14 protein-coding genes are annotated in these 21,113 nt (G+C 38.7%); 1 reads left to right on the forward strand and 13 read right to left on the reverse strand.

The features are described 5' to 3' along the window. Window positions 1-119: 119 nt before the first annotated feature. A complete protein-coding gene (addA, locus tag DWW85_RS08755; protein WP_117808373.1) occupies window positions 120-3,824 on the reverse strand; it encodes a helicase-exonuclease AddAB subunit AddA in 3,705 nt (1,234 codons plus the stop codon). A gap of 5 nt (window positions 3,825-3,829) precedes the next feature. Next, window positions 3,830-7,222: a PD-(D/E)XK nuclease family protein gene (locus tag DWW85_RS08760; protein WP_117808374.1), complete on the reverse strand. Its 3,393-nt coding sequence runs from the start codon at window positions 7,220-7,222 to the stop codon at window positions 3,830-3,832. A gap of 164 nt (window positions 7,223-7,386) precedes the next feature. Here DWW85_RS08760 and DWW85_RS08765 point away from each other — a divergent pair, with 164 nt between their 5' ends. Further along, window positions 7,387-7,842 carry a hypothetical protein gene (locus DWW85_RS08765; RefSeq protein ID WP_117808375.1) on the forward strand — a complete coding sequence of 152 codons (456 nt, stop codon included), beginning with the start codon at window positions 7,387-7,389 and terminating at the stop codon, window positions 7,840-7,842. Window positions 7,843-8,514: 672 nt separating this feature from the next. Here DWW85_RS08765 and DWW85_RS08770 read toward each other — a convergent pair. From DWW85_RS08770 to DWW85_RS12780, 11 genes are all read right to left on the reverse strand, one after another. Continuing rightward, window positions 8,515-9,195, reverse strand: a complete 681-nt coding sequence (locus tag DWW85_RS08770) for a UDP-N-acetylglucosamine pyrophosphorylase (protein ID WP_008403088.1) — start codon at window positions 9,193-9,195, stop codon at window positions 8,515-8,517. Window positions 9,196-9,330: 135 nt separating this feature from the next. Then, complete coding sequence (locus tag DWW85_RS08775; protein WP_117808376.1) at window positions 9,331-11,301, reverse strand: DNA topoisomerase; 1,971 nt, start codon at window positions 11,299-11,301, stop codon at window positions 9,331-9,333. Between the two features lie 216 nt (window positions 11,302-11,517). After that, on the reverse strand, window positions 11,518-13,626 hold the full coding sequence (locus DWW85_RS08780) for a glutamine synthetase III (RefSeq protein WP_008403090.1): 2,109 nt from the start codon (window positions 13,624-13,626) through the stop codon (window positions 11,518-11,520). Between the two features lie 207 nt (window positions 13,627-13,833). Further along, the gene (locus DWW85_RS08785; protein WP_117808377.1) at window positions 13,834-15,633 is read right to left on the reverse strand and encodes an SIR2 family protein; all 1,800 of its coding nucleotides are present in this window, start codon (window positions 15,631-15,633) and stop codon (window positions 13,834-13,836) included. Window positions 15,634-15,788: 155 nt separating this feature from the next. Then, the gene (locus DWW85_RS08790) at window positions 15,789-16,070 is read right to left on the reverse strand and encodes a fibronectin type III domain-containing protein (protein WP_117808378.1); all 282 of its coding nucleotides are present in this window, start codon (window positions 16,068-16,070) and stop codon (window positions 15,789-15,791) included. After that, window positions 16,057-16,497, reverse strand: a complete 441-nt coding sequence (locus DWW85_RS08795) for a hypothetical protein (protein WP_117808379.1) — start codon at window positions 16,495-16,497, stop codon at window positions 16,057-16,059. The genes DWW85_RS08790 and DWW85_RS08795 overlap by 14 nt, the downstream gene beginning before the upstream one ends. Before the next feature lie 257 nt (window positions 16,498-16,754). Beyond that, entirely contained in the window at window positions 16,755-17,288 is a 534-nt protein-coding gene (locus DWW85_RS08800; protein ID WP_242996130.1) for a macro domain-containing protein, read from the reverse strand. Window positions 17,289-17,346: 58 nt separating this feature from the next. Continuing rightward, window positions 17,347-18,027, reverse strand: a complete 681-nt coding sequence (locus DWW85_RS08805) for a hypothetical protein (protein WP_117808381.1) — start codon at window positions 18,025-18,027, stop codon at window positions 17,347-17,349. A gap of 11 nt (window positions 18,028-18,038) precedes the next feature. Further along, window positions 18,039-19,214: an SPFH domain-containing protein gene (locus DWW85_RS08810; protein ID WP_181983933.1), complete on the reverse strand. Its 1,176-nt coding sequence runs from the start codon at window positions 19,212-19,214 to the stop codon at window positions 18,039-18,041. A 14-nt stretch (window positions 19,215-19,228) separates the two neighbouring features. Next, window positions 19,229-19,720 (reverse strand): hypothetical protein, encoded by a 492-nt coding sequence (locus DWW85_RS08815; RefSeq protein ID WP_117808383.1) that lies wholly within the window; start codon window positions 19,718-19,720, stop codon window positions 19,229-19,231. A 39-nt stretch (window positions 19,721-19,759) separates the two neighbouring features. Next, the coding region (locus tag DWW85_RS12780; RefSeq protein ID WP_207660244.1) for a hypothetical protein at window positions 19,760-21,113 on the reverse strand (1,354 nt) is incomplete at its 5' end.

The raw sequence follows: 21,113 nt of genomic DNA on the forward strand, positions 1-21,113 counted from the left end.
AATTATACCAAGCCCCTAATCTCTTTACAATATAAATATACCAAAGGCAGCCTGAAAATACTCTGCATAGTAACAGGCTGCCATCTTCTTTATATGATTGTCCGCGGACATTTTACTGTTTATAAGTTGATACTGTCATCAAAATGAAAGGCATAGATGATCTTCTCTGTTACCATTCTTCCGGTAAGCTGATGTATCGTCTTTGCATACATATCAAGCTGTACATGATAACGGCTGACCAGATCCGATATCTGATCCACCCGGTCTGTCTTGTAGTCCATTAAAACCACCTGATCTCCTTCCAGAAAATAGGCATCGATCACTCCCTGAACTACGACCATATCCTTGCTGCCTTTATACTCCGGTGATATATCTTCCGGCTTCATGCCGATATAAAACTGCTGCTCCCGGTATAAGGTATGGTTCTTCTGTGCTTCTGCCATACGGATTCCGAGTGGGCTGTTGACCATGTTATAAATCTTATCTGCACGAACATGCTCTCTGTACCGTTCTTCCAGATATCCATGATCAAAAAATGACCGGATCTGCTCTCTGATCTCATCCATGCTGTTTCTTGTAAAATCAATAAGCTCCATGATCTTATGGATCACAGTACCCATCTCATTTCCTTTTACAGGCTCCTCCTTCATGCGGGAATGAAGCACCGGTATTGTAAGCTCTGCTTCTGTCACAGGCGGCTGATACAGGTCAGATCCCGGATTCTCCTCTCCGCGGTGTGCAAGTCGTTTGATCTCTGTAACGGACATCTTATTTTTTACTGCCTGCTCTGTTTTATATGGGTAGGTATAATCTAAAAGTTCCTTATACTTTTCATATAACTGCAGTTCATCCTCTGTCTGTACAGCTTTTTTTTCTGACATATCTATATTTGTCCCGGCAGGTATCTGATTCTGATAGCCGGTCTTTGCAAGTACCCAGGTTGCATAAGTATCCTTTCTGCATACAATATCTTCTGATACGATATGCATAGATAACGCCGATAAGATCCAGTCCATAAAACAGCCGGCTTCCATTCTGGTGATATATGGAAGCTCCATCCGCATCTGTCCGGACGCTTCAATAAGAAAATCAGTCTGCAGCGGATAATCAAAGACTGCCTTTTCCGCTCCGGGGCCTTTTACCGCCGCTGTCATATATAACTTTTCTTTTGCTCTTGACAGGGCAACATATAAGATACGGATCTCCTCCGCCAGCTTCTCTGCATTCATGACACTGAGCATAGCCGCTCTTGCAAATGTTTTCTTCTTCGCACGGTTCTTCCGGTCAATCGCATAACCTGCCAGATAGCTGTCTGCATTTACCGTCACCGGAGATAAGGCATCCAGATTCGAAAAACGATTTGCCAGTCCACTGACAAATACAACCGGAAATTCCAGTCCCTTGCTCTTATGCATCGTCATCATCACAACAGAATCGTCATCATCTCCAAGCACCGACGCTTCTGCAAAATCCAGATCATTCGTCTTCAGCCGGTCCATGTAACGCAGGAAATTAAACAATCCACGAAAACTGCTGTCCTCATAGGTATCCGCTTTCTGGATCAGCATATCGATATTTGCCTGTCTTCGTTTTCCCGACTGCATCGCGCCAACAAACCAATAATATCCTGTCTGCTCCAATATCGAATGAAGCAGTTCACTGATACTCATATAGTTTTTATCTGCCTTCCAGCTATCCAGCATACGAAGAAACTGTCGAAGCTCCTCTGAAGCTTCTGAGTCCGGCTTTTCTGCATAATAACAGACCTTCTGATAAAAACTCGCCGTCCGCACCAGATTCTTCTCATGATCCTTGAAGTCCCGGTCATAGATACCTACAATCTCTGCAAGCTCCTGTTCCTTTACACCTGCAAGCGGTGAACGAAGGACTGCTGCAAGTGCATAATCCTGATGGGAATTATCGATTACCGCCAGCATATCAAGCAGGGTACTGATCTCGATCGCATCAAAATATCCACTCTCGCTCTCTACAAATAATGGAATCCCACGCTCCGCAAATGCTTCCTCAAAGGCTTTCGCATTCTTCTTCACACTTCGCATCAATACCGCAATATCCCGGTAAGAAACCCTTCTGGTCTCTCCGTTATCTCCATCCGGAATATAAAGTGGTTTATCACCCTTCACTAACTCATAGATCTCATCTGCGATCATCCGTGCCTCTATATCCACATTTGTTAACGACCGTATCTCTTCCGGCTGGGATTTCTCCGGATCTGCGCAATCATTCCTTACGATCAGGATCTCGGATCCATACCCCATATTATTCTTGTCCTGTCTTCCGATATGCAGCTTTGCCGATTCATCATAATCGATCCCGCCCAGATTCTCTGACATCAACGGTTCAAAGATCTGGTTGATCGTATCAATCACCTTTCCTGCACTTCGGAAATTATTCGAAAGCAGGATCTTCTGATCTTCTGCATCTTCCCGGTCAGAATATGTATTATATTTATTCAGGAACAGATCCGGTCTTGCCATACGAAAACGGTAGATACTCTGCTTGATATCCCCCACCATAAACATATTCTTCCGATCTTCTCCGTGACCTGTCACACAATTTAAGATATCCTCCTGTAAAAAGTTGCTGTCCTGATATTCATCGATCAGGATCTCACGATACCGTCTGGCAACCGTCTTTCCTGCTTCCGATGGAATCACACAGCCATTCTCATCCGTTCCTGCACACAGGATGTCATAGGCAAATTCTGAAATGTCCCGGAATTCATACAGATTCCTGTCGAGCTTCTCTTCCTTTAACCGATCCATATAGGAACGTGTCAGGGATAATAACGCTGACAATGGTCCCTTCATCATCGCACATTCTGCAAGTATGACATCTGTCGGACGAAACAATGCCATCATGTCCTTTACACTTCCACGATAGGTCTGCATAGTCGTCTTTACATACTGCTGTTTCTCCGGATCACAGGCTGCGATACGCTTCAGATTGGAAAATTTGGAAACCCGTTTATATGCCTCATCCATATCCTCGGCCTGTCTCAGATTCCGCAGTAATTCCAGATCTGAACGTATAATAGGATCATAACCTGCAGGGCCATCTGCTTCGTCTGCAATCTCTAAGCACTGTTCTGCCTGACCGATCGCTGAATCAAGCGTGTCTGCTACGATCTGCATATAATCCCGATACCATTTTAAGGTATATAATTCTTCCTTTGTTGATACTTCAAGTGCCGCTTCTGCTTCATTTATCCAACGTTCCGGCTTCGGATAACCGGAAGCGACCCGGTAGATCTGATAGACCAGCTCCCGGATCTTCTCATCCGATTCTTTTCTCGCAAAGCTGTCTACCAGTCCGATAAATTCATCGGATGCTTCCTGATATTTCTGTTCTAATACTTCATCCAATATATCATTCTTGATCAGATCCATCTCTGCATTATCTGCTATATCAAAAGAGGAATCGATCCCGATCATCTGAAAATAGTCTTTTACGATTCCAAGGCAGAAACTGTCGATCGTCATAATATCTGCCCGTGGCAGCAGGGATAACTGCTTAACGATATGCTCATCCTCCGGATGATCTTCGGCTGCCTGCTCAAGCTTATCCGCAATCTTCTCTTTCATCTGGGCTGCCGCAGCTCTGGTAAATGTTACAACCAGAACCTCATCAATATCGATTTTCTTCTCTGCCTTATTGCCATCTGCATCAACTCCCATGACCATCTCAAGAATCCGTTCTACAAGGACAGCCGTCTTACCGGAGCCTGCCGCAGCAGATACCAGAAGATTACCATGTCTGGAATTAATGACTGATTTCTGTTCATCTGTCCATGAAATACCCATCTCTGCTACTCCTCCCTGTACCGCTTAAGCTTCTCGTTATCCGGTCTGCGATATTGATTTCCGCCATTCTTGACATCAAAATGACAGATATTCTTAAACTCACAATAATCACAGCCTGTATTGCTCTTATTCTTATATGGCTCGATCGCGATCTTTCCCTCTGCGATCTGACTTCCAAGTTCTTCTATATTCTCTCTCGTCAATTCCATGATCGTCCGGATCTGGTCTGCCGATACCACATTCTCACTTTTCTTGATGTCACCATTTTTATCAAGTTTTACCGGAAGTGACTGATTGCAGGTATGATCCATCTTCTGTATCACGGCAGGTGATTCATTGACAAATCCCTGCAGCTTCATTTTCTCCATTCTCTCAGCGTCTAATTTCTCCTGATCCGAGAATTCCGGCTGCTCTGTATCGGTATCAATCTCCGAAGATTCAATCTCGATCACCGGATCATCAAAGCTGTAATATAATAAACCGGCGATCTGAATATTCTTATCGGGATAGATCATTTTTTCAATCTCATATGCGATCGCAGAATAGGTCACAAGCTGAAGCTGTTCTCCATTCAGGACTTCCTCCAGACTGAGTTTTCTGGTGGATGATTTGTAGTCGATCACCTTGATATAAACCGTTCCATCCTCTTCTTCCACATCCACACGGTCAATCTTACCATTGATGCTCATCCGGATCTGATTTGGAAGCTCAAACAGATAAGAACCGACTTCATCCTTTGCGGAATCAAAGGTCTTTTCCAGCATTCCAGGCTTCATGCTGCCAAGTCTTATATGCTTCTGTAACATACCAGCGGATGTCTGTGCCATACGTTCGATCATCTGAAGCATGTAGGCATTTCTTGCATTATCTTCAAAGAAATCTCCTGCCGATTCCTCTGCTGCACGATTTACAAGCTCCGTGACCATCAGCATTCTCTCATCTTCCGGAAAATTCTCCCAGTCATTATTTCTGGTGTCTCTTACCTGCTTAAACAGTCCTTCCATTACACTGTGAAGGATAACTCCGACATTTCTGACATCGACCTGATACATTTCCCGCTCTTTTAAACGCAGACCATATTTTAAGAAATATGCAAATCCGCATCTGGCATATAATTCAAGCTTCGATACTGATGCATGCAGATATCTGCCATATAACAGGGCGATCGTCTCCGGTGGCAGCTGTTCTGCCACGTTTCTGTATGTTCTGCCTTTATAAATGGCTGTCAATTCTCTGGCCAATCCTTTTTCCGTCAAAATTCTTGTCAGAATCCGGCTCTCTGCATCTTCGCTATCATCTTCCTCTGTCCGGAGTATCCGTCTTAATGAACGGTTGACGGTATCCGGCATACAGGAAGCAGCATCATACTCCTCTGCCTGAAGGGATGGAAAAATACTGCTGATCCTTCCAAGCAGATAAGACGGACGCATGCTTTCAAGTGATGCGCTTAATTTATGATACGATATATACAGATGATCGGATGGTTTCGTCAATATCGTATAGATATAAAACTGCTCGATATAGCTGTTCTGTTTGTCGGATGGAGCAAGCTCCAGGCCGCAGCCTGACAAAATATCCCGGTCTCTGTCACTTAGGATTCTTCCCTTTTTCGGTGCTTTTGGCACGATTCCATCATTGACCGATGTAAAGAATAACACCTTTATGTGATTTAATCTTGACCTTGTGATATCTCCGATCAACACCCGGTCAACCGTAGGCGGTACAACACCGACTTCAATATCTGAAAGTCCGGTATCCACGATCTCATAGAACTCTTTCACGCTCATCTTCGTATCGCCTAAGAGTTCCGCAATCTTATCAAATAACCGGACCGTTTTCTCAAAGATCTGACCATAAGCATCTCCTTCATTGATCCGGTTTTCTTCATATAATTCATTCTTTCTGGCTTCTAACTTCTCATACATATGGATCTGAAGCAGAAAGTCATAAAGGGCTTCCACATAATCTTTTGTGACTGCCTTTTTATCTGCAAAGGCCTTACGGATATCCCCCAACATCTTCATAAATGCCTGACGGATCTCTTCTACATTTACCGGAGAGGTCTTCTCATAGTTTTCAGATACTGCCCGGTTCCATCTGCTGTAGCCACGGACACCACGCTTTAATGCATAATTTTCCAGAAGCTCTATATCCTCAAAGGTCAGATCTGTCATACCCGCTTTTAAGAACCGGAACACACTGTCATAGGAGAAATCATCTGCCAGAACCGCCAGTACACTTCGGATCGTTTCCGCACATGGATTTGCTTTCAGACAGGCATTTGCATCGATAAATACAGGGATCTCATATTCATCCATCACCCGTTCATAGATGTGGGATGCCTGTTCCAGATCTCCCGCTACGATCGCGATATCCTTATAACGGTATCCTTCCTCCCGTACGAGCCTCCTTATCGTAGATGCGACAAATACGATCTCGTCCTGCGCATCTCCTGTCGCTGTCAGATGGATCCGCTCCAATGGCTGCTTCCATTTCTGATACGGACTACGGAACAAATTCCGCTCCAGGAAAAACAGTTCCCGGTTCTCCCCAAGACGATAGTTGATTGTTCCAGGCAGAACGACCGGAGACTCAATCTCCACACCAGCGGCTGCTGCCGCTTCTGTTAATTTCTTTATCGTAGTCTTTGTCAGATAGAATAATTCGTAGTCTTTTATATGCTCATACTTCTGATCTCTGTCATCTAATGTAAAGGAAAAGGTCAGATCATCCGCACAGGTCATCAACTTCTCAACAAGTTCAAGCTGTACCGGCGTAAATCCAGTAAACCCATCAAAATACAGCGAACTGCCACACACAAGTTTAGACTGGCCAACATGTCTGGTCAACAGTTCCACCAACTGTTCTGCCACAATATAGCGTTCACCTGCAAATGCTTCAAATTCTTCGTAAATGTGTCTGATATCCTGCATTTTACCTGCAACAACGCTGTCCTCCGGAATCTGCTCCATGATCTCATCGATCGTATCCTGCTTGATATTATACTGGAAGATCTCCGACATCATGGATTTCATCTCATCTACAAATCCAAGCTTGTCGTAATAGCTTCCATATACCTGTAAGGTGTCCTGCTGTTCACATAAGATCTTCTTGATCAGCATACTTTTTCCAAAGTCTTCCAGCACCTGTCCGGTGCTGATCCCCAGTTCATCAAATACACGATATGCCAGCCGGTTCATGCCGATCGCATCAATATTCATCATGCCTCCGGCCGGATGCATGGTAACCAGTTCTCTCTGTGCTTCCATCGTATACTGTTCCGGCACGATCAGATAAAAGTTCCGCTCCGGTTCTTTTATCGATGCCTGAATGATTTCATTGTAAATCTGTCTGGATTTCCCTGAGCCGGATGCTCCAAGTAAGAATCGAACTGACATAACGGTCTCCTTTCACTCATCTGTCAAGCAATACTCTTTTTCTGGCTTTCTCTTTGCTAAGCCATATTTACTTCAATATTGTTTTACTAACCATCTGTTCTTTGGTTATATTTTATTTTCTCTGTGAATACAATATAGTAATAATAAATGAGGGGAATATTTATATGGCATCCACAAAGCTTATCGTTTTAAAATCTAAAGAAATCATATACACGGTTATTTTTCTCGGACTTGTCGCCCTGTTTATCATCATACTGACGATCATGTTCAAAAAACCTGCCACCGTTTCAGAAACTGCTTCTTCGAATACCGCTTCTGAAACAACGGAGCCTTCTTATAACCCCGGTACATATGATTCAACTATCACGCTCGGCGAATCTACTCTGTCTGTTATGGTTACGGTTGATGATCATTCTATCCAGGATGTTGTGCTCTCCAATCTGGACGAAAGTGTCACCACCATGTATCCGCTCCTGTCGTCTTCTTTAGAGGCGATCAACACTGACCTGCAGTATGTGTCATCGATTGACGACCTCACTGTTTCCGGCGATACCAAGTATACCTCGATGCTGCTGATCAACGCTATCAAAGAGGCACTCGCCAAGGCTGTGGCTCAATGATGCCACCGTACGGTATATGCCGGTCAACTGACTATTGTTACGCAAAACGTTTCCACTCTATCCTCGATGTAGCGGTACATAAGGCTGCAAAAGACGCAGCCTAAGTACCGACGCGAGTAACTGAGACCTTAGCGAGGCTTACCGAGGTTAGTTCGAAGTTACACAGAAGTGGACAGGTTTGCTGCACAATATCAGTTGTCCGGCATATATCTGTTTATTGACATAACACCGTTTCCAGCCTTGGCTATTGTTACTGTACAATCACCTAAGTAGTCTGCTACATAAGGACATTCTACTCAGGTGATTTGTGTTTCTATACCAAGATGCGTTATGTAACATTCCTGTACGTCAGATTTTTGTGCGCTGAGCCAGTATTCTTCCCAGCCTTGTCTGCGCTGCCTTTCAATCATAAATCGCATAGTCAAATATTTCTTTGTATGCTTACCACAATACAGAAGGATGGTAGGTGTGGCCGGTACGCAGCTTTGATATCAAAGACAGAGAATGTGTGTAGATATTTTTATTTGACGGCCTTTTCTCACGTCGGTACTTAACGAATCGCATAAGCGATGAGTTTAGAACCGCTACGTGAGAATAGAGTGAAAACGCCCGAAAAATAAAAGATATCTACATCACATTCTCGTCCTTATACCATAACGTAAAGGCTAGCGTCTAATGCTTGGTTACGATGTCGTTCCGGTCTTTGTAGATGCTGTTTGATGGCACATAGCCTCTGACACGGGACAATGGGTAGATGTTTGAATGTGAGCCGATCACGGTTCCCGGATTTAAAACGCTGTTACAACCGACCTCTACATAATCGCCGAGCATTGCGCCAAATTTCTTCATACCGGTTGCAATATCGAAGTCCGCGCCTTTGACATGCACCAGTGTTTTGTCTGACTTGACATTAGAGGTAATGCTACCTGCTCCCATATGAGAATGGAAGCCAAGGATCGAATCACCTACATAGTTATAATGTGGAACCTGCACATTATTAAAGATAATGACATTCTTTAACTCTGTGGAGTTACCAACAACGCAGTTATCTCCCACTAAAGCACTTCCACGAATAAATGCACACTGTCTGACTTCTGTATCTTTTCCAATAATACATGGGCCTGCGATATAAGCAGAATCAAATACGGTTGCTGATTTATGAATCCAGATATTTTCACCACGTTTCTCATACTCTTCCGGATCTAAGCTGTTTCCAAGTTCAATGATAAAGTCCTTGATCTTCGGAAGCGCTTCCCACGGATATGTAACGCTTTCAAGCAATGGCTTTGCTGCTGTTTCTGTCAGATCATATAATTCTTTGATCGTTACCTGTTTTACTGTTTCATTATTCATTTTCTTATACCTCACTATCTTTTTCAGAATTTAATAGAAAACAATCATTTATCCGCAAAGGACAATTTTTATCCAAAAAGCAATCATTTATCCACAAAGGATATTTTTTTATTTAATAAGCAACTATATTCAAGGTTATTTTTTATAATATACCCTTGTTCTGTCAAATACTGTTGTAATCTGGTTCTGATTGCTGATTCCCTTTACCAGATTTGTATATTTGATCACAAAGGTGTTCATCTTGTCTGTATATTCTTCTTTCGTGATCGAACCATCAGCGACACCACACAAGCCTTTTTCCCAGCTTGCTGTCAGATCCGCCCGAAGCAGCCCATTAATCGAATAATAAACAACATCATAAATAATCTCGCCGAGAAATGTCGGTGTTACAATCTGCGTTTTCTTATTCAGAGCAATGTATTTGTTATTTACAAGCTTGGTGATAATTCCATCTCTGGTCGCACTGGTTCCGATACCTGCGCCCTTGATCTGCTCACGAAGCTCCTCGTCCTCGATAAACTGTCCGGCATTTTCCATCGTCAGGATAAGCGTACCGGAATTGTAGCGTTTCGGAGGTGACGTCTCACCCTCTTTGATCTCGAATTTGTCAAGTGAAAGGATATCTCCCTTTTTCAAATGTCCGATCGTCTCGATGAATTCCGGGCTGTATTTGGTATCATCCTTTTTCCTTGCAAAGCGGTTCGTGGCAACCTTCAGGTAACCTTCTTTTAACATATATTTAAAATTGGCAAATAAGAATTCATCCTGCTTTGCCAGTGTCATTGCAAGCTTCTGATATTCTGCTGCCGGATAAAAGATGCTTAAGAATCGTCTGCAAATGATCTCATACACATTTGCCGCGATCTCCGACAATCCCCTTAACGCACCCATACCCTGTCCGGTTGGAATGATCGCATAATGGTCTGTGATCTGTTTGTCATTTACATACTTGGTCTTTGCGATCGTCTTATAGCTTCCCACGTTCAGAACCTCATCGGCATAGGCAGCCATCGGTGTATATCGTTTCAGGCCGGATATATTCTTATAAATTTCCTTTGCCACAGCCGTTGACAACACTCTGGCATCCGTTCTCGGATATGTCACCAGCTTCTTCTCGTATAACTCCTGCACGATCTTTAAGGTGTCGGACGGACTGATCTTAAAAAGTGAAGAACAGTCATTCTGAAGCTCGGCAAGGTTATAAAGCATTGGCGGAGCCTTCTTTTCTTTCTTCTTCTCACTTGCAACAAGCGTGGCTTCCATCCCATTTGCCGACAGCTTTCTTACCAGATCTTCTGCATCCTTCTTCTGCTTGAAGCCATTTTCTTTATACAGAAGCGGTGAATTAAAATACGGTGTATCCTTTACCGCTTTCCATTCTGCCTCAAATGTCTGCCCTGCAACATTCACCATACCAACAACACGGTAAAATGGTGTCTTTACAAATTCACGAATCTCCCGCTCCCGCTTCACGATAATGCCAAGAACACAAGTCATAACACGTCCAACCGCAATCACGCATTTATCCAGTTTCAGATAATTTCTTATCACATAGCTGTATTTTAACGATAAAGCTCTGGAGAAATTAATACCCATCAGATAATCTTCTTTTGCACGAAGATATGCGGCATCGCTGAGTGAATCGTACTCTGAAAGCGGCTTGGCTTCCCGGATTCCACGCAAGATCTCTTCCTCTGTCTGGGAATCGATCCAGACTCTCCGCTTCTCTTTATTTCCAACCTTTGCCATCTGATCCACCAGACGGTAGATGTATTCTCCCTCACGTCCTGAGTCGGTGCAGACATAGATACAGCCTACATCATCCCGGTTCAACAGCCCTGCTACGATCTTGAACTGCTTGCTGACATCCGGTATCACTTCATATTTGAATTCTGTCGGGATAAAAGGAATCGTAGCCAGATCCCATTTTCTTAATTTCTCGTCATAGGCATCCGGATAACTCATCGTAATCAGGTGCCCCACACACCAGGTCACAACAGAATCTTCCGATTCCAGATAACCTGCCCCGGCATTTCCTTTTACACCAAGCACATCTGCAAACTGCCTTGCAACACTTGGTTTTTCTGCTATATATAAGTTCTTCAAATCAAACTCCTGATTCTTTTATATTTGATCAATATTACACATCACATCTTTTTATAATACCAGAAAAACGGGGTTTCGACCATAGCTTTTATGATATCCGTACAGTGATTCCATACGACAATGGCTCAAAGTAAAAAAGCACCCCGCCTTCTATTATAGAAAACGAGATGCCCTTTGACTATTTTAGGTTGTAATAAACATTTACTGTATTTGATCTTACTGCTCGAATAATAACTGCTCGTATGTAGGGAATGGCCATGCTGTCTTTGGAAGTTCTTTCTCCAGTTCGTCAGCAGGTGTTCTTACAGAATCAAATGCTGCAAATACTACGTTGTGATAGTATTTTGCCCATGCTTCGATATCATCTTCGTAATCAGCAGCTTTTGCAACAAGCTCTTCCAGTTTTACAGTTGCTGTCTTCAGCTCTGCAAGCTTATCAGAGATTGTATTCAACAGTGATACCTGTACGCTTGGTTCGATACCAAGAGCTTTGATCTCAGCAGCACCCTTTGCAAGCTCTGCCTGATATTCCATAACTGCCGGGATAATCTCTTCATTTGACATCTCGATCATTGTGAGTGCCTCAATGTTGATCTTCTTTGCATAATTCTCAAGCATAACTTCTGCTCTGGCTGATAACTCTGCTTTATCCATAACGCCAAGGCCTTCAAAGATCTTAACGCTCTTATCTGCTGCCAGATATGGAACTGCATCTACCATACATTTGATATTTGGAAGTCCACGTTTCTCAGCTTCTGCGATCCATTCATCTGAATAACCATTTCCGTTGAAAATGATCTTCTGATGCTCTGTCAGAGTCTTTCTGATCAATGCCTTACATGCTGTCTCGAAATCTTCTGCACCTTCCAATTCGTCAGTCATCTTCTTTAACTGATCTGCAACGATCGTATTTAATACCATCATTGGGAATGCGATGGACTGTGTAGAACCTACCATACGGAACTCGAATTTGTTACCTGTAAATGCAAATGGTGATGTTCTGTTTCTATCTGTAGCATCCATTGTAAATGTAGGAAGTGTGGATGCACCGGATACATAAGTCTTGCCCTTTGGTGATTCTGTAGCTTCCCCTTTCTCGATGATCTGCTTAACGATGGATTCAAGCTGCTCACCAAGGAATGCCGAAATGATTGCTGGAGGTGCTTCATTTGCTCCAAGTCTGTGGTCATTTCCTGCGGATGATGCGGACAGTCTTAACAGCTCTGCATTGTTATCAACGGCTGCAAGAACGGCTGCAAGGAAGAACTGGAACTGAAGATTTGTCTCCGGATGTTTACCAGGGTCGATCAGATTCTCGCCCTCATCTGTTGAGATTGACCAGTTGTTATGTTTACCGGAACCATTGACACCTGCAAATGGTTTCTCATGAAGAACACATTCCAAATCATGCTTTGCTGCGATCTTCTTCATAGTTGCCATAACCAGATGGTTCTGATCGGTTGCTATATTTGTTGTTGAGAAAATAGGTGCTAACTCATGCTGAGCAGGTGCAACTTCGTTGTGCTGTGTCTTAGCAAGAATACCGTATTTCCATAATTCTTCATTTAACTCGGTCATGTATGATGCAACCTTATCTTTGATCGCTGCAAAATACTGATCGTCAAGCTCCTGTCCTTTTGGAGGCATCGCACCGAATAAGGTACGTCCACAAAGCTTCAGGTCTGTTCTCTTGGCGAATTTCTTCTTATCGATCAGGAAGTATTCCTGCTCAGGACCAACAGAAGCTGTAACCTTCTTTGCTGATGTATTTCCAAATAATGCAAGTGCCTTTAAAGCTTCCTTGCTGATCGCATCCATGGAACGAAGAAGTGGTGTCTTGTAGTCAAGTGACTCACCTGTATATGATGTGAATGCTGCAGGGATACAAAGGATACAGGTTCCTGCATCTGTTGTTTTTACAAATGCCGGTGAGGTACAATCCCATGCTGTATATCCTCTGGCTGCACATGTCTCACGAAGTCCACCAGAAGGGAAGGATGAAGCATCCGGCTCGGATTTGATCAGCTCTTTACCTGTGAACTGAAGAATAACTCCGCCATCACCTACTGTACTTACGAATGAATCATGCTTCTCGGCTGTTGTCTCTGTCAGTGGCTGGAACCAGTGAGTATAGTGTGTTGCGCCAAGTTCCATTGCCCATTCCTTCATTGCTGCTGCAACAGAATCTGCAATAGATGTATCAAGAGGTTCGCCCTTATCGATTGTGTTCTTCAAGGATTTATAAACTGCTTTTGGAAGACGCTCTCTCATAACCTGATCGGAGAAAACGTGGGAACCGAATACGGCTGAAATTTTGTTCATCATAATTTTGTACTTCCTTTCTTCTGATAAAACAAAAAAAGAAAGGTGTCCCAATGATTTGGAACACCTTTGTTCATTTCGTCTATTTATTTGATACAATATATATACTCCTTTTGATTTGAAAAATCAACCCCTTATTTTAGAAAATTTATATTTATACATAGATAACATCATGAATTAAAAGACTTTCTTTAGTTCTAATCATACTCATTAACTAAAAGATAATAATATATTACTAAGCTTTTGAAGAACTGAATAATATTTTTTCATTTTAATAGAATGAACGTATTCTTTGATTGCATATAAATTTTTATAAGCCTTCTTTAAATATATTGTGTTTTTTTTATTTATAAAATATATAATACACACATATATTTTATAAATATATCCACCTACTATTCCATCAATTGATGATATATCAGAATAATTAAATATTGCTGTATTTAAATTTTCAAATGCACTTTTTTCATTCTCATCTAAAAGAGCATAACATATCGCTAATGATCTATATGCTGTATTTATCTGATTTACATCTAATACTGTATTATATCCTACCTCAATTATTTTTTCTAAAATGATTTTACATTTAAGTATTGCAACTCTTTTGTCATTCCAAAATTTTTCTCTTTGTTTTTCAGATAATATATTTATATAGCTTTGACATATATACATAATAAGTCTATTAATATTAGTTGAAATATTCCACTGTATTATCTGTCCATCTTTTAGCAAATATTTAACGTTCTGATATATCTCATCAATGTTTATTTTCAATATACACAAATCATTTCTTCCATTGGCTGCATTTATATCACTCCTCATCAACTCAGTATCAAATTCTGTTAATAATTTTTTTTCTTCCTTTCGCATAACATTTTTATCCATATCAATAACTGCATTTCTATAAATAAAATAATGTTTATACCAAGAAGATATATTTTTCAATGAACTGCACATATTATACCAATCATTTTGATCATATATTTGACAATATGGAATTCCTAAATAAAAACTTATCGAAAGAAGACATGCATATTGCATTTTTTCATTATATTCCTCTCCCAATTTCATAAATTCTTTTTTCCAATCTTGTTTCTTAGTTATGCTCTGAGAATATGTTTTTCCATTTGAAAAAAATTCTAAAAAATTTGTTGTATCACATGGACATACTATTCCATTATCAAAACATCCTATTAATCTACACTCATTATTATTAATTTCTATATTTTCTTCACTCCTACTGTGTTTCACATAAATAGCATTTCCTCTTCCCATACCCTTTAATGAATATAACAATGGATTTACATCTAGATTATCTACCCCTCCATATCCAAGAAAAATAATATATTTATCTTCTAACCATTCTGCTATTTTATTCTTAAAATTATCGGGAAGTTTATTTTTTACATTCGATAAACTTGCCCCTATAGTAGAAATATCACTAGAGATCCCATGGATATGATATATTTTTGCATTATTATGATCTGTACAATAAGTATATACCCCCTCTTTTTTTAAATGAACCTTTCCATCTTTATACATATCAAGATATGCCCTAACAATAAAATCTCCATAGTTTGTAGTAACAATATTCGAACCGTTATGTAAACAATATGCTAAAATATAATGTAGATAGTTGTAGCCATGTATATTGCTCGAAAATGATTTTAGACCATTTATAAATGAAAATTTTTTAATTTGATTTTTCTCGTAAATACGTATGGCCTCTATTATTGTTTCTAATCTTGGTATTTCTGCCATTGCATTCTTTTCACCAAATATTCTTTCTAGATTATCTCTCCTATTTTTCCATATATCTAATATTCTTTTTGCATTTTTTTCACCACATGATTTCTGAAGAACAAATTTTGTTAATTCCATTCCTAAAGGTAATCCTGTTATACCTCCACAATCAACTCCAGCTCCAATCCAAAAAACGATATCTTGAAGTTGCACATTTTTTAAAATATCTTGTACTTTTTTAAGATTAAGAATTTGAACTTTACTCATATTAAACCTCCCCTATTAAATTTTATAACATATACACAACTACTATTATAACATTATATCATATTTCGCATATATTTGATCATTTATAATAACCATAAATCACAAAAGAAGCCATGTTTCGTAAACATGACCTCTCCAATACTTGCTATAGCATTCTATTTGACTATCAAATTCTCAGCACTACTATATGCACTATATATTTTCTTCTTGTTAATTATTTTATAACTTCTGATTTTTACATAATATTTTTTTCCGGATTTTAAATTTGTTATCTTTTTAGTAGCTTTATTCTTAGATTTTATTGTATATTTGTTTTTGTTCTTTGAAAACTTTTTATCTGTAGCCACTAAAATCTCATAACCATCAACGCTACTATCCTTTTTCCATTTTATATTTACTGTACTCTTTGCTGCAGAAGAACTGCTAACAATTTTCATTTTTTTTAGGCTTAACGGTAACTGTAATTTGTTTGGAAACGGCTTTATACATTTGTGTTTCTTTTACTGATACCGTTACTTTCGCAATTCCTATACCTTTTATTGTAATTTTGCCTTTGCTATTTACAGTAACTACATTTTTATCAGACGATTTGTATTGAACTTTTCCATCTCCATTTGTTTTTGCTCCAAGACTAAAAGCCTTGGAATTAAGACTTTTCGTATATGCCGATTTAATACCTGATATTTCAGGGACCTGCTTATTTGTTGAAATAGTAAACACACATGTTGCAACACCACCATAATACTCATCAGTCTCTGCTACTGTCGCTTTTACAACATATGAGCCTTCCTTATTCGGTTTCTTAGTTGTATATGTATTACTTCCTAATTTTGCATATGTGTAACGAACAGTTCCATTCCCCATATTAAAGCTTCACCGACCCGCCAGCCAGACATTACCAGTACAAGCTCTGATAATACCTTTTTGTTGTTTCCATTTTGAGAACTTAAAACTTTCAAATTACATATACTTTCTTCACCTTGAATCGTATTATAATTTTCTCTATATGTATTTTCTTTTACATTTGATATTTGTATATTACTGCTATCGACCTTTGTATCCTTATTACATAAACACTTTACTATGTATATTATTCCTCTATATATTCTTCACAATATCTTTTAAATATATCCATCATATAGATAATTTACATTTTTTAACGCTTTTCTATATGCCCTACAAATACGTTCTCCGGATATAGCCCACTCAATCAAATCTATTTTTTCCGGATATTTGTATATAAAATCCATTACTGTTTTTATGGCTATCTCCGCTGCAATACTCGGTGGATAAGTAGATCTTCCTGTAGGTATAGCAGAAAACGCTATTGAATGTATATCATATTTTAACGCTAACTTTAATGAATTAATATAACAGCGCTCTAATAACTCTTTTTCTCCATAGTTTCCATCTATCCACACAGGTGCAACTGTATGTATAATATACCTGCATGGTAAATTATACCCACCTGTTATTTTTGCTTCTCCTTCTTTACAACCTCCTAATAAACAACATTCTTTTAATAACCTTTCACCAGCACAACGGTGAATATTTTTATATAAACCTGTTCCTGTCTGCAAATTTTTATTTGCTGCAACAACAATTGCGTCAATATAATTCATTTTTGTAATGTCCTTTTGTGCTACTTGAATCATTAAATACATCCCTTAATTATAAATAATAATCTGACTATGATATGTAAAATATTTTTATTTATCTCATAGTCTTTAATATTCTATTTCGCTCATTTGCATTAATTTTTATATTTAATAGGGTTTCATTTATGTCTTTCATATTTCCAGACAAAATATTCATGCTTAATGTATTTATCAATTCTAAAACTTTCTGCTCATAATCATATACAGAAATATCTGACTTTGCAGGGCTTGAGTGAATAAGATCATACAAATATTCTACCTGTTTATAAATATCTTTATCAAGTCCCATATCCAGCAAAGCTCTGAGTTTTGATGATCCTTCTCTGATATAATTCAATTCTTTTTCATGTGTCGTGTTTTGAGTAATCGTGTGTTCATTCGCCAACACATTAACTATCAGTATGATAAAATATATTGATGTAATAAATAAATTTACCAGTAAACATAATTTATATATCTTCATTTTTAATATAATAAAAACCAGACATTCTATAAAAACTATTAAAAAATATGTTAATGAAATTGTATCATTGCTTAACCCCAATTCAGATAACTTAGACTTCTCTCCCAACAATTTTGGTGCAAATAAAAATGTAACATAGGAAAAATGGATAAAACCATATGCAATCCACACTGATACAGGATGATGAATTCCTGAAATAACAAAAAAAGAAATATTAAAAATTACCACAAATATCATTTTTAAAGCAATCTGCAATATGTTTCTTCTATTCATTATTAACCACCTCACATTCTCTTCAATATTTCCGTTTTTTTAGCATCATATTCCGATGGTTCAATTAATCCTGCATCTAACATTTTCTTCAATTTAGTCAATATCGCAACAGGATCTTCATCAGAATTTTGTACTTGATCCATATCAGCATTTAGATCACTGTTTTTTGGTGAAAACCTACTATTTCGCATTGATGGCTGATTTACAGCATTGTTCATCTGCTGTGATTGTCGGTGCATTGGTTCAAACATCTGATTGGCCATATTTCCAAACACACTACCTGCTGCCATACCCATGCCCATACCTGCACCCATTGCTCCAACTCCACCTGCACCTGGATTTCTTGCAAGATCTCCTAAAATATTAGCTGCCTGCTGTCTGCCCCAGTCTTCTCCCATTATGTCCATATAGGATCGATCTCCTCTAGCAAGATTTGCTTTTCCTATTGCTGCAATCTGAGATTCATCTATAATATCATACTTTGACGTATCAACATCCAAGCCTGCTAACGAAAAACTTATACATTTAAGACCATACTCCTGAACAATCTCATCTATGCGTGGTTGTATTTGCTCAGATAGCTCATCTATATACGCATCTATTCCTATTAATTCTTGCTCTAATGAATTTAAATATCTAGATACTGCTGACTTTATCTTTCCCTGAAACTCATTCATAAAATATTTCTTTAATTCATCCTGAGCCTGATATTGAATGTTATTTCCAACAAGTTTTTCAAGAAATTTCGCCGGATTATCAATTCTTACCTTATATGCTCCCCGCACTCTAGCTTCCGTTCTGACACCCCAAACCTTATCCCTTACCTGTATTGGTGAATCTGTTCCCCATATTATCTCTTGACTATCAGCTCTTCTTACAAAATAAACCACACAATTGAAAGTGCTTATTCCTCCTGAAAAAGCATTTCTGAGTCTACTTATAAATGGATAATTTTCCGTAGACAATCTATATGTTCCATTATCAAATACTTGTTCAACATTTCCTTCTTTTATAAAAATCGCCTGTTCTCCAGGCATTACAATCAATGTGGAATTTGTATTAAAATCTTCTTCAGGCTGTCTCCATATTAACAATTCTCCCGGTCCACTATTCTTTATTACATCTGTCCAATGCTTTTTCCCTCCGTTATAAAATTCCTCATTAGGATTTCTTCCAAATAATGACATATTATTTCCTCCAATCATAATAAACTATTAAGCCATTCAAAATACGTTCTTCCATACTGCCAATAAACCGCTTTTAACTGATTATTTACACATGCACAAAAGTAATCAGCATATAAAATTATCTTTTCCTTTATGTTTTCAGGATTCGTTAAAATCTCATCTGTCAAATCAACAAGGAAATCATACTTATTTGTATTATTTATTACATCTTTTGGTATATTGTGTCTGTTAAATAAATTTATATCCGGCTCATCTTCACAATTATTCAGAACCTTACGCTCCAAAATATCATCTAGATTTTTCGGATTTATATAATATACACACCTCACCATAACTTTTCGTTTTGTATTACCATATGCCCCTTGCAAATAATAAACAAAAAAAGTTAAATATAATTTTCCTTTCACTTCTGCAACAAATGGAATTGATAACGATTCATTATCCATAATCTGTATTGGCAAACCATACGAATTTACCAATTCAATAATTTCTTTAATTGTTTTCATAATCTCTTCTCCCAGAATAAATGTGAACTTAGCTTCCGTTTACCATATAGGTTTTTTTGATATTATTGCAACTCCACGCTTTACATTAAATGCCTGTAAAAAATCTACTACTTTTACTTTCCTGCATGCATCACGCGCCAAATCTCTTCCTGTATCGTTTATATAAAAATGTGTGAGATTACCTGTTATAGCATCTCTGGCACAACTCATAACTCCAATAGCATGATTAGCTCCACCATCTCCATAACAATCATTAAGATCTATATTTTCAATATCATCACTCTCATAAAGCTTTCCTGCATTGACTCCAACAGAAACAGCCTTTCCACTTTCAACAGCCTCCGCTATATGCTCTAAATTTTTTGATCCGTCCAAATATGCGTCTACACCAAATTGTTTCCATATCACAGGTATATTTTCTGGTAAAACGCCTCCGCTTTCGCTGCATAAAGCATTACCATACATATCCATATGAGTCGATGCATATTTTACAATATCATTTTCAACATTACGACTACCTCCTATTTCCAGCCAACTTCCAAGATTTGCCAAAGCACACGTTCCCTCCTTGTCAAACTCATTAATTCCCTGTGAATAAGGTAACTCATTCAATAATCTGTCCGGATGATCAAAAATTTTCTGTTCAGATCCATCATCCAATTCTATATTATTTATTGTTTGATTCGTTTTTTCTAACGGAAACACATCTACATTGGGCTCATTCGCATCCATTCCCTCTATAGATTTAGGAGATCGTATATCTTTTGCCTGATTATTAATATCATGTATCTTATTCGTATTATCCGACACATATGCATTATCTTCTGTATCATCTTCCCAAAAGTTCTTAATCTTGTCCGAAAATGAGTTTAATTCATCGCTTGATATATCAACACTTTCATTTTCCTGCATATCATCTATAGTCTGTTGACTTTTCATTTTCTGAAGTCTATCTTTTTCTTCATACCATTCTGAACTTTCCTCTTGCCACTGATCTTTTAAAGATGTCAAACGATTTTTTTCCATCTCTAATGAAGATATTTTATCTTCATTTTCCATTTCTGAATCTTCAATTATCCTATTATATTCATCTGCAATCTCTTTTGCTTCATCTAGATATGGTTGCTTTGCGTTTTCTATTCCCTTGTCTAAAGCGGAAATTTCTTCATCATACTCTGGTACATATGTACTTGTATCTCCATTTGGTTTTAACACCTTTACAGGAATACCACCATCCTCTCCTGTCTCATTCATTTCAAAAGCTTCCTCTTCTGTGTCTTCTGGTATTTCCTCTACTTCTGCTTCTTCTAATCCTTCTGCAGGGGTGAAATCTTCCTCCATCTCCGAAACTTCTTCAGAGGCTTCTTCTTCCGTATCTTCTGGTATTTCCTCT

It is taken from the genome of Clostridium sp. AF17-21AC (genome assembly GCF_003461365.1).
GTDB classification, from domain to species: Bacteria; Bacillota; Clostridia; order Lachnospirales; family Lachnospiraceae; genus Coprococcus; species Coprococcus ammoniilyticus.

What these genes read in the sequence shown, in the direction of transcription:
- addA (WP_117808373.1), bottom strand. Translation starts at nt 3,824, where the DNA reads ATGGGTATTTCATGGACAGATGAACAGAAATCAGTCATTAATTCCAGA.
- DWW85_RS08760 (WP_117808374.1), bottom strand. Translation starts at nt 7,222, where the DNA reads ATGTCAGTTCGATTCTTACTTGGAGCATCCGGCTCAGGGAAATCCAGA.
- DWW85_RS08765 (WP_117808375.1), top strand. Translation starts at nt 7,387, where the DNA reads ATGGCATCCACAAAGCTTATCGTTTTAAAATCTAAAGAAATCATATAC.
- DWW85_RS08770 (WP_008403088.1), bottom strand. Translation starts at nt 9,195, where the DNA reads ATGAATAATGAAACAGTAAAACAGGTAACGATCAAAGAATTATATGAT.
- DWW85_RS08780 (WP_008403090.1), bottom strand. Translation starts at nt 13,626, where the DNA reads ATGATGAACAAAATTTCAGCCGTATTCGGTTCCCACGTTTTCTCCGAT.
- DWW85_RS08785 (WP_117808377.1), bottom strand. Translation starts at nt 15,633, where the DNA reads ATGAGTAAAGTTCAAATTCTTAATCTTAAAAAAGTACAAGATATTTTA.
- DWW85_RS08790 (WP_117808378.1), bottom strand. Translation starts at nt 16,070, where the DNA reads ATGAAAATTGTTAGCAGTTCTTCTGCAGCAAAGAGTACAGTAAATATA.
- DWW85_RS08795 (WP_117808379.1), bottom strand. Translation starts at nt 16,497, where the DNA reads ATGGGGAATGGAACTGTTCGTTACACATATGCAAAATTAGGAAGTAAT.
- DWW85_RS08800 (WP_242996130.1), bottom strand. Translation starts at nt 17,288, where the DNA reads ATGATTCAAGTAGCACAAAAGGACATTACAAAAATGAATTATATTGAC.
- DWW85_RS08805 (WP_117808381.1), bottom strand. Translation starts at nt 18,027, where the DNA reads ATGAATAGAAGAAACATATTGCAGATTGCTTTAAAAATGATATTTGTG.
- DWW85_RS08810 (WP_181983933.1), bottom strand. Translation starts at nt 19,214, where the DNA reads ATGTCATTATTTGGAAGAAATCCTAATGAGGAATTTTATAACGGAGGG.
- DWW85_RS08815 (WP_117808383.1), bottom strand. Translation starts at nt 19,720, where the DNA reads ATGAAAACAATTAAAGAAATTATTGAATTGGTAAATTCGTATGGTTTG.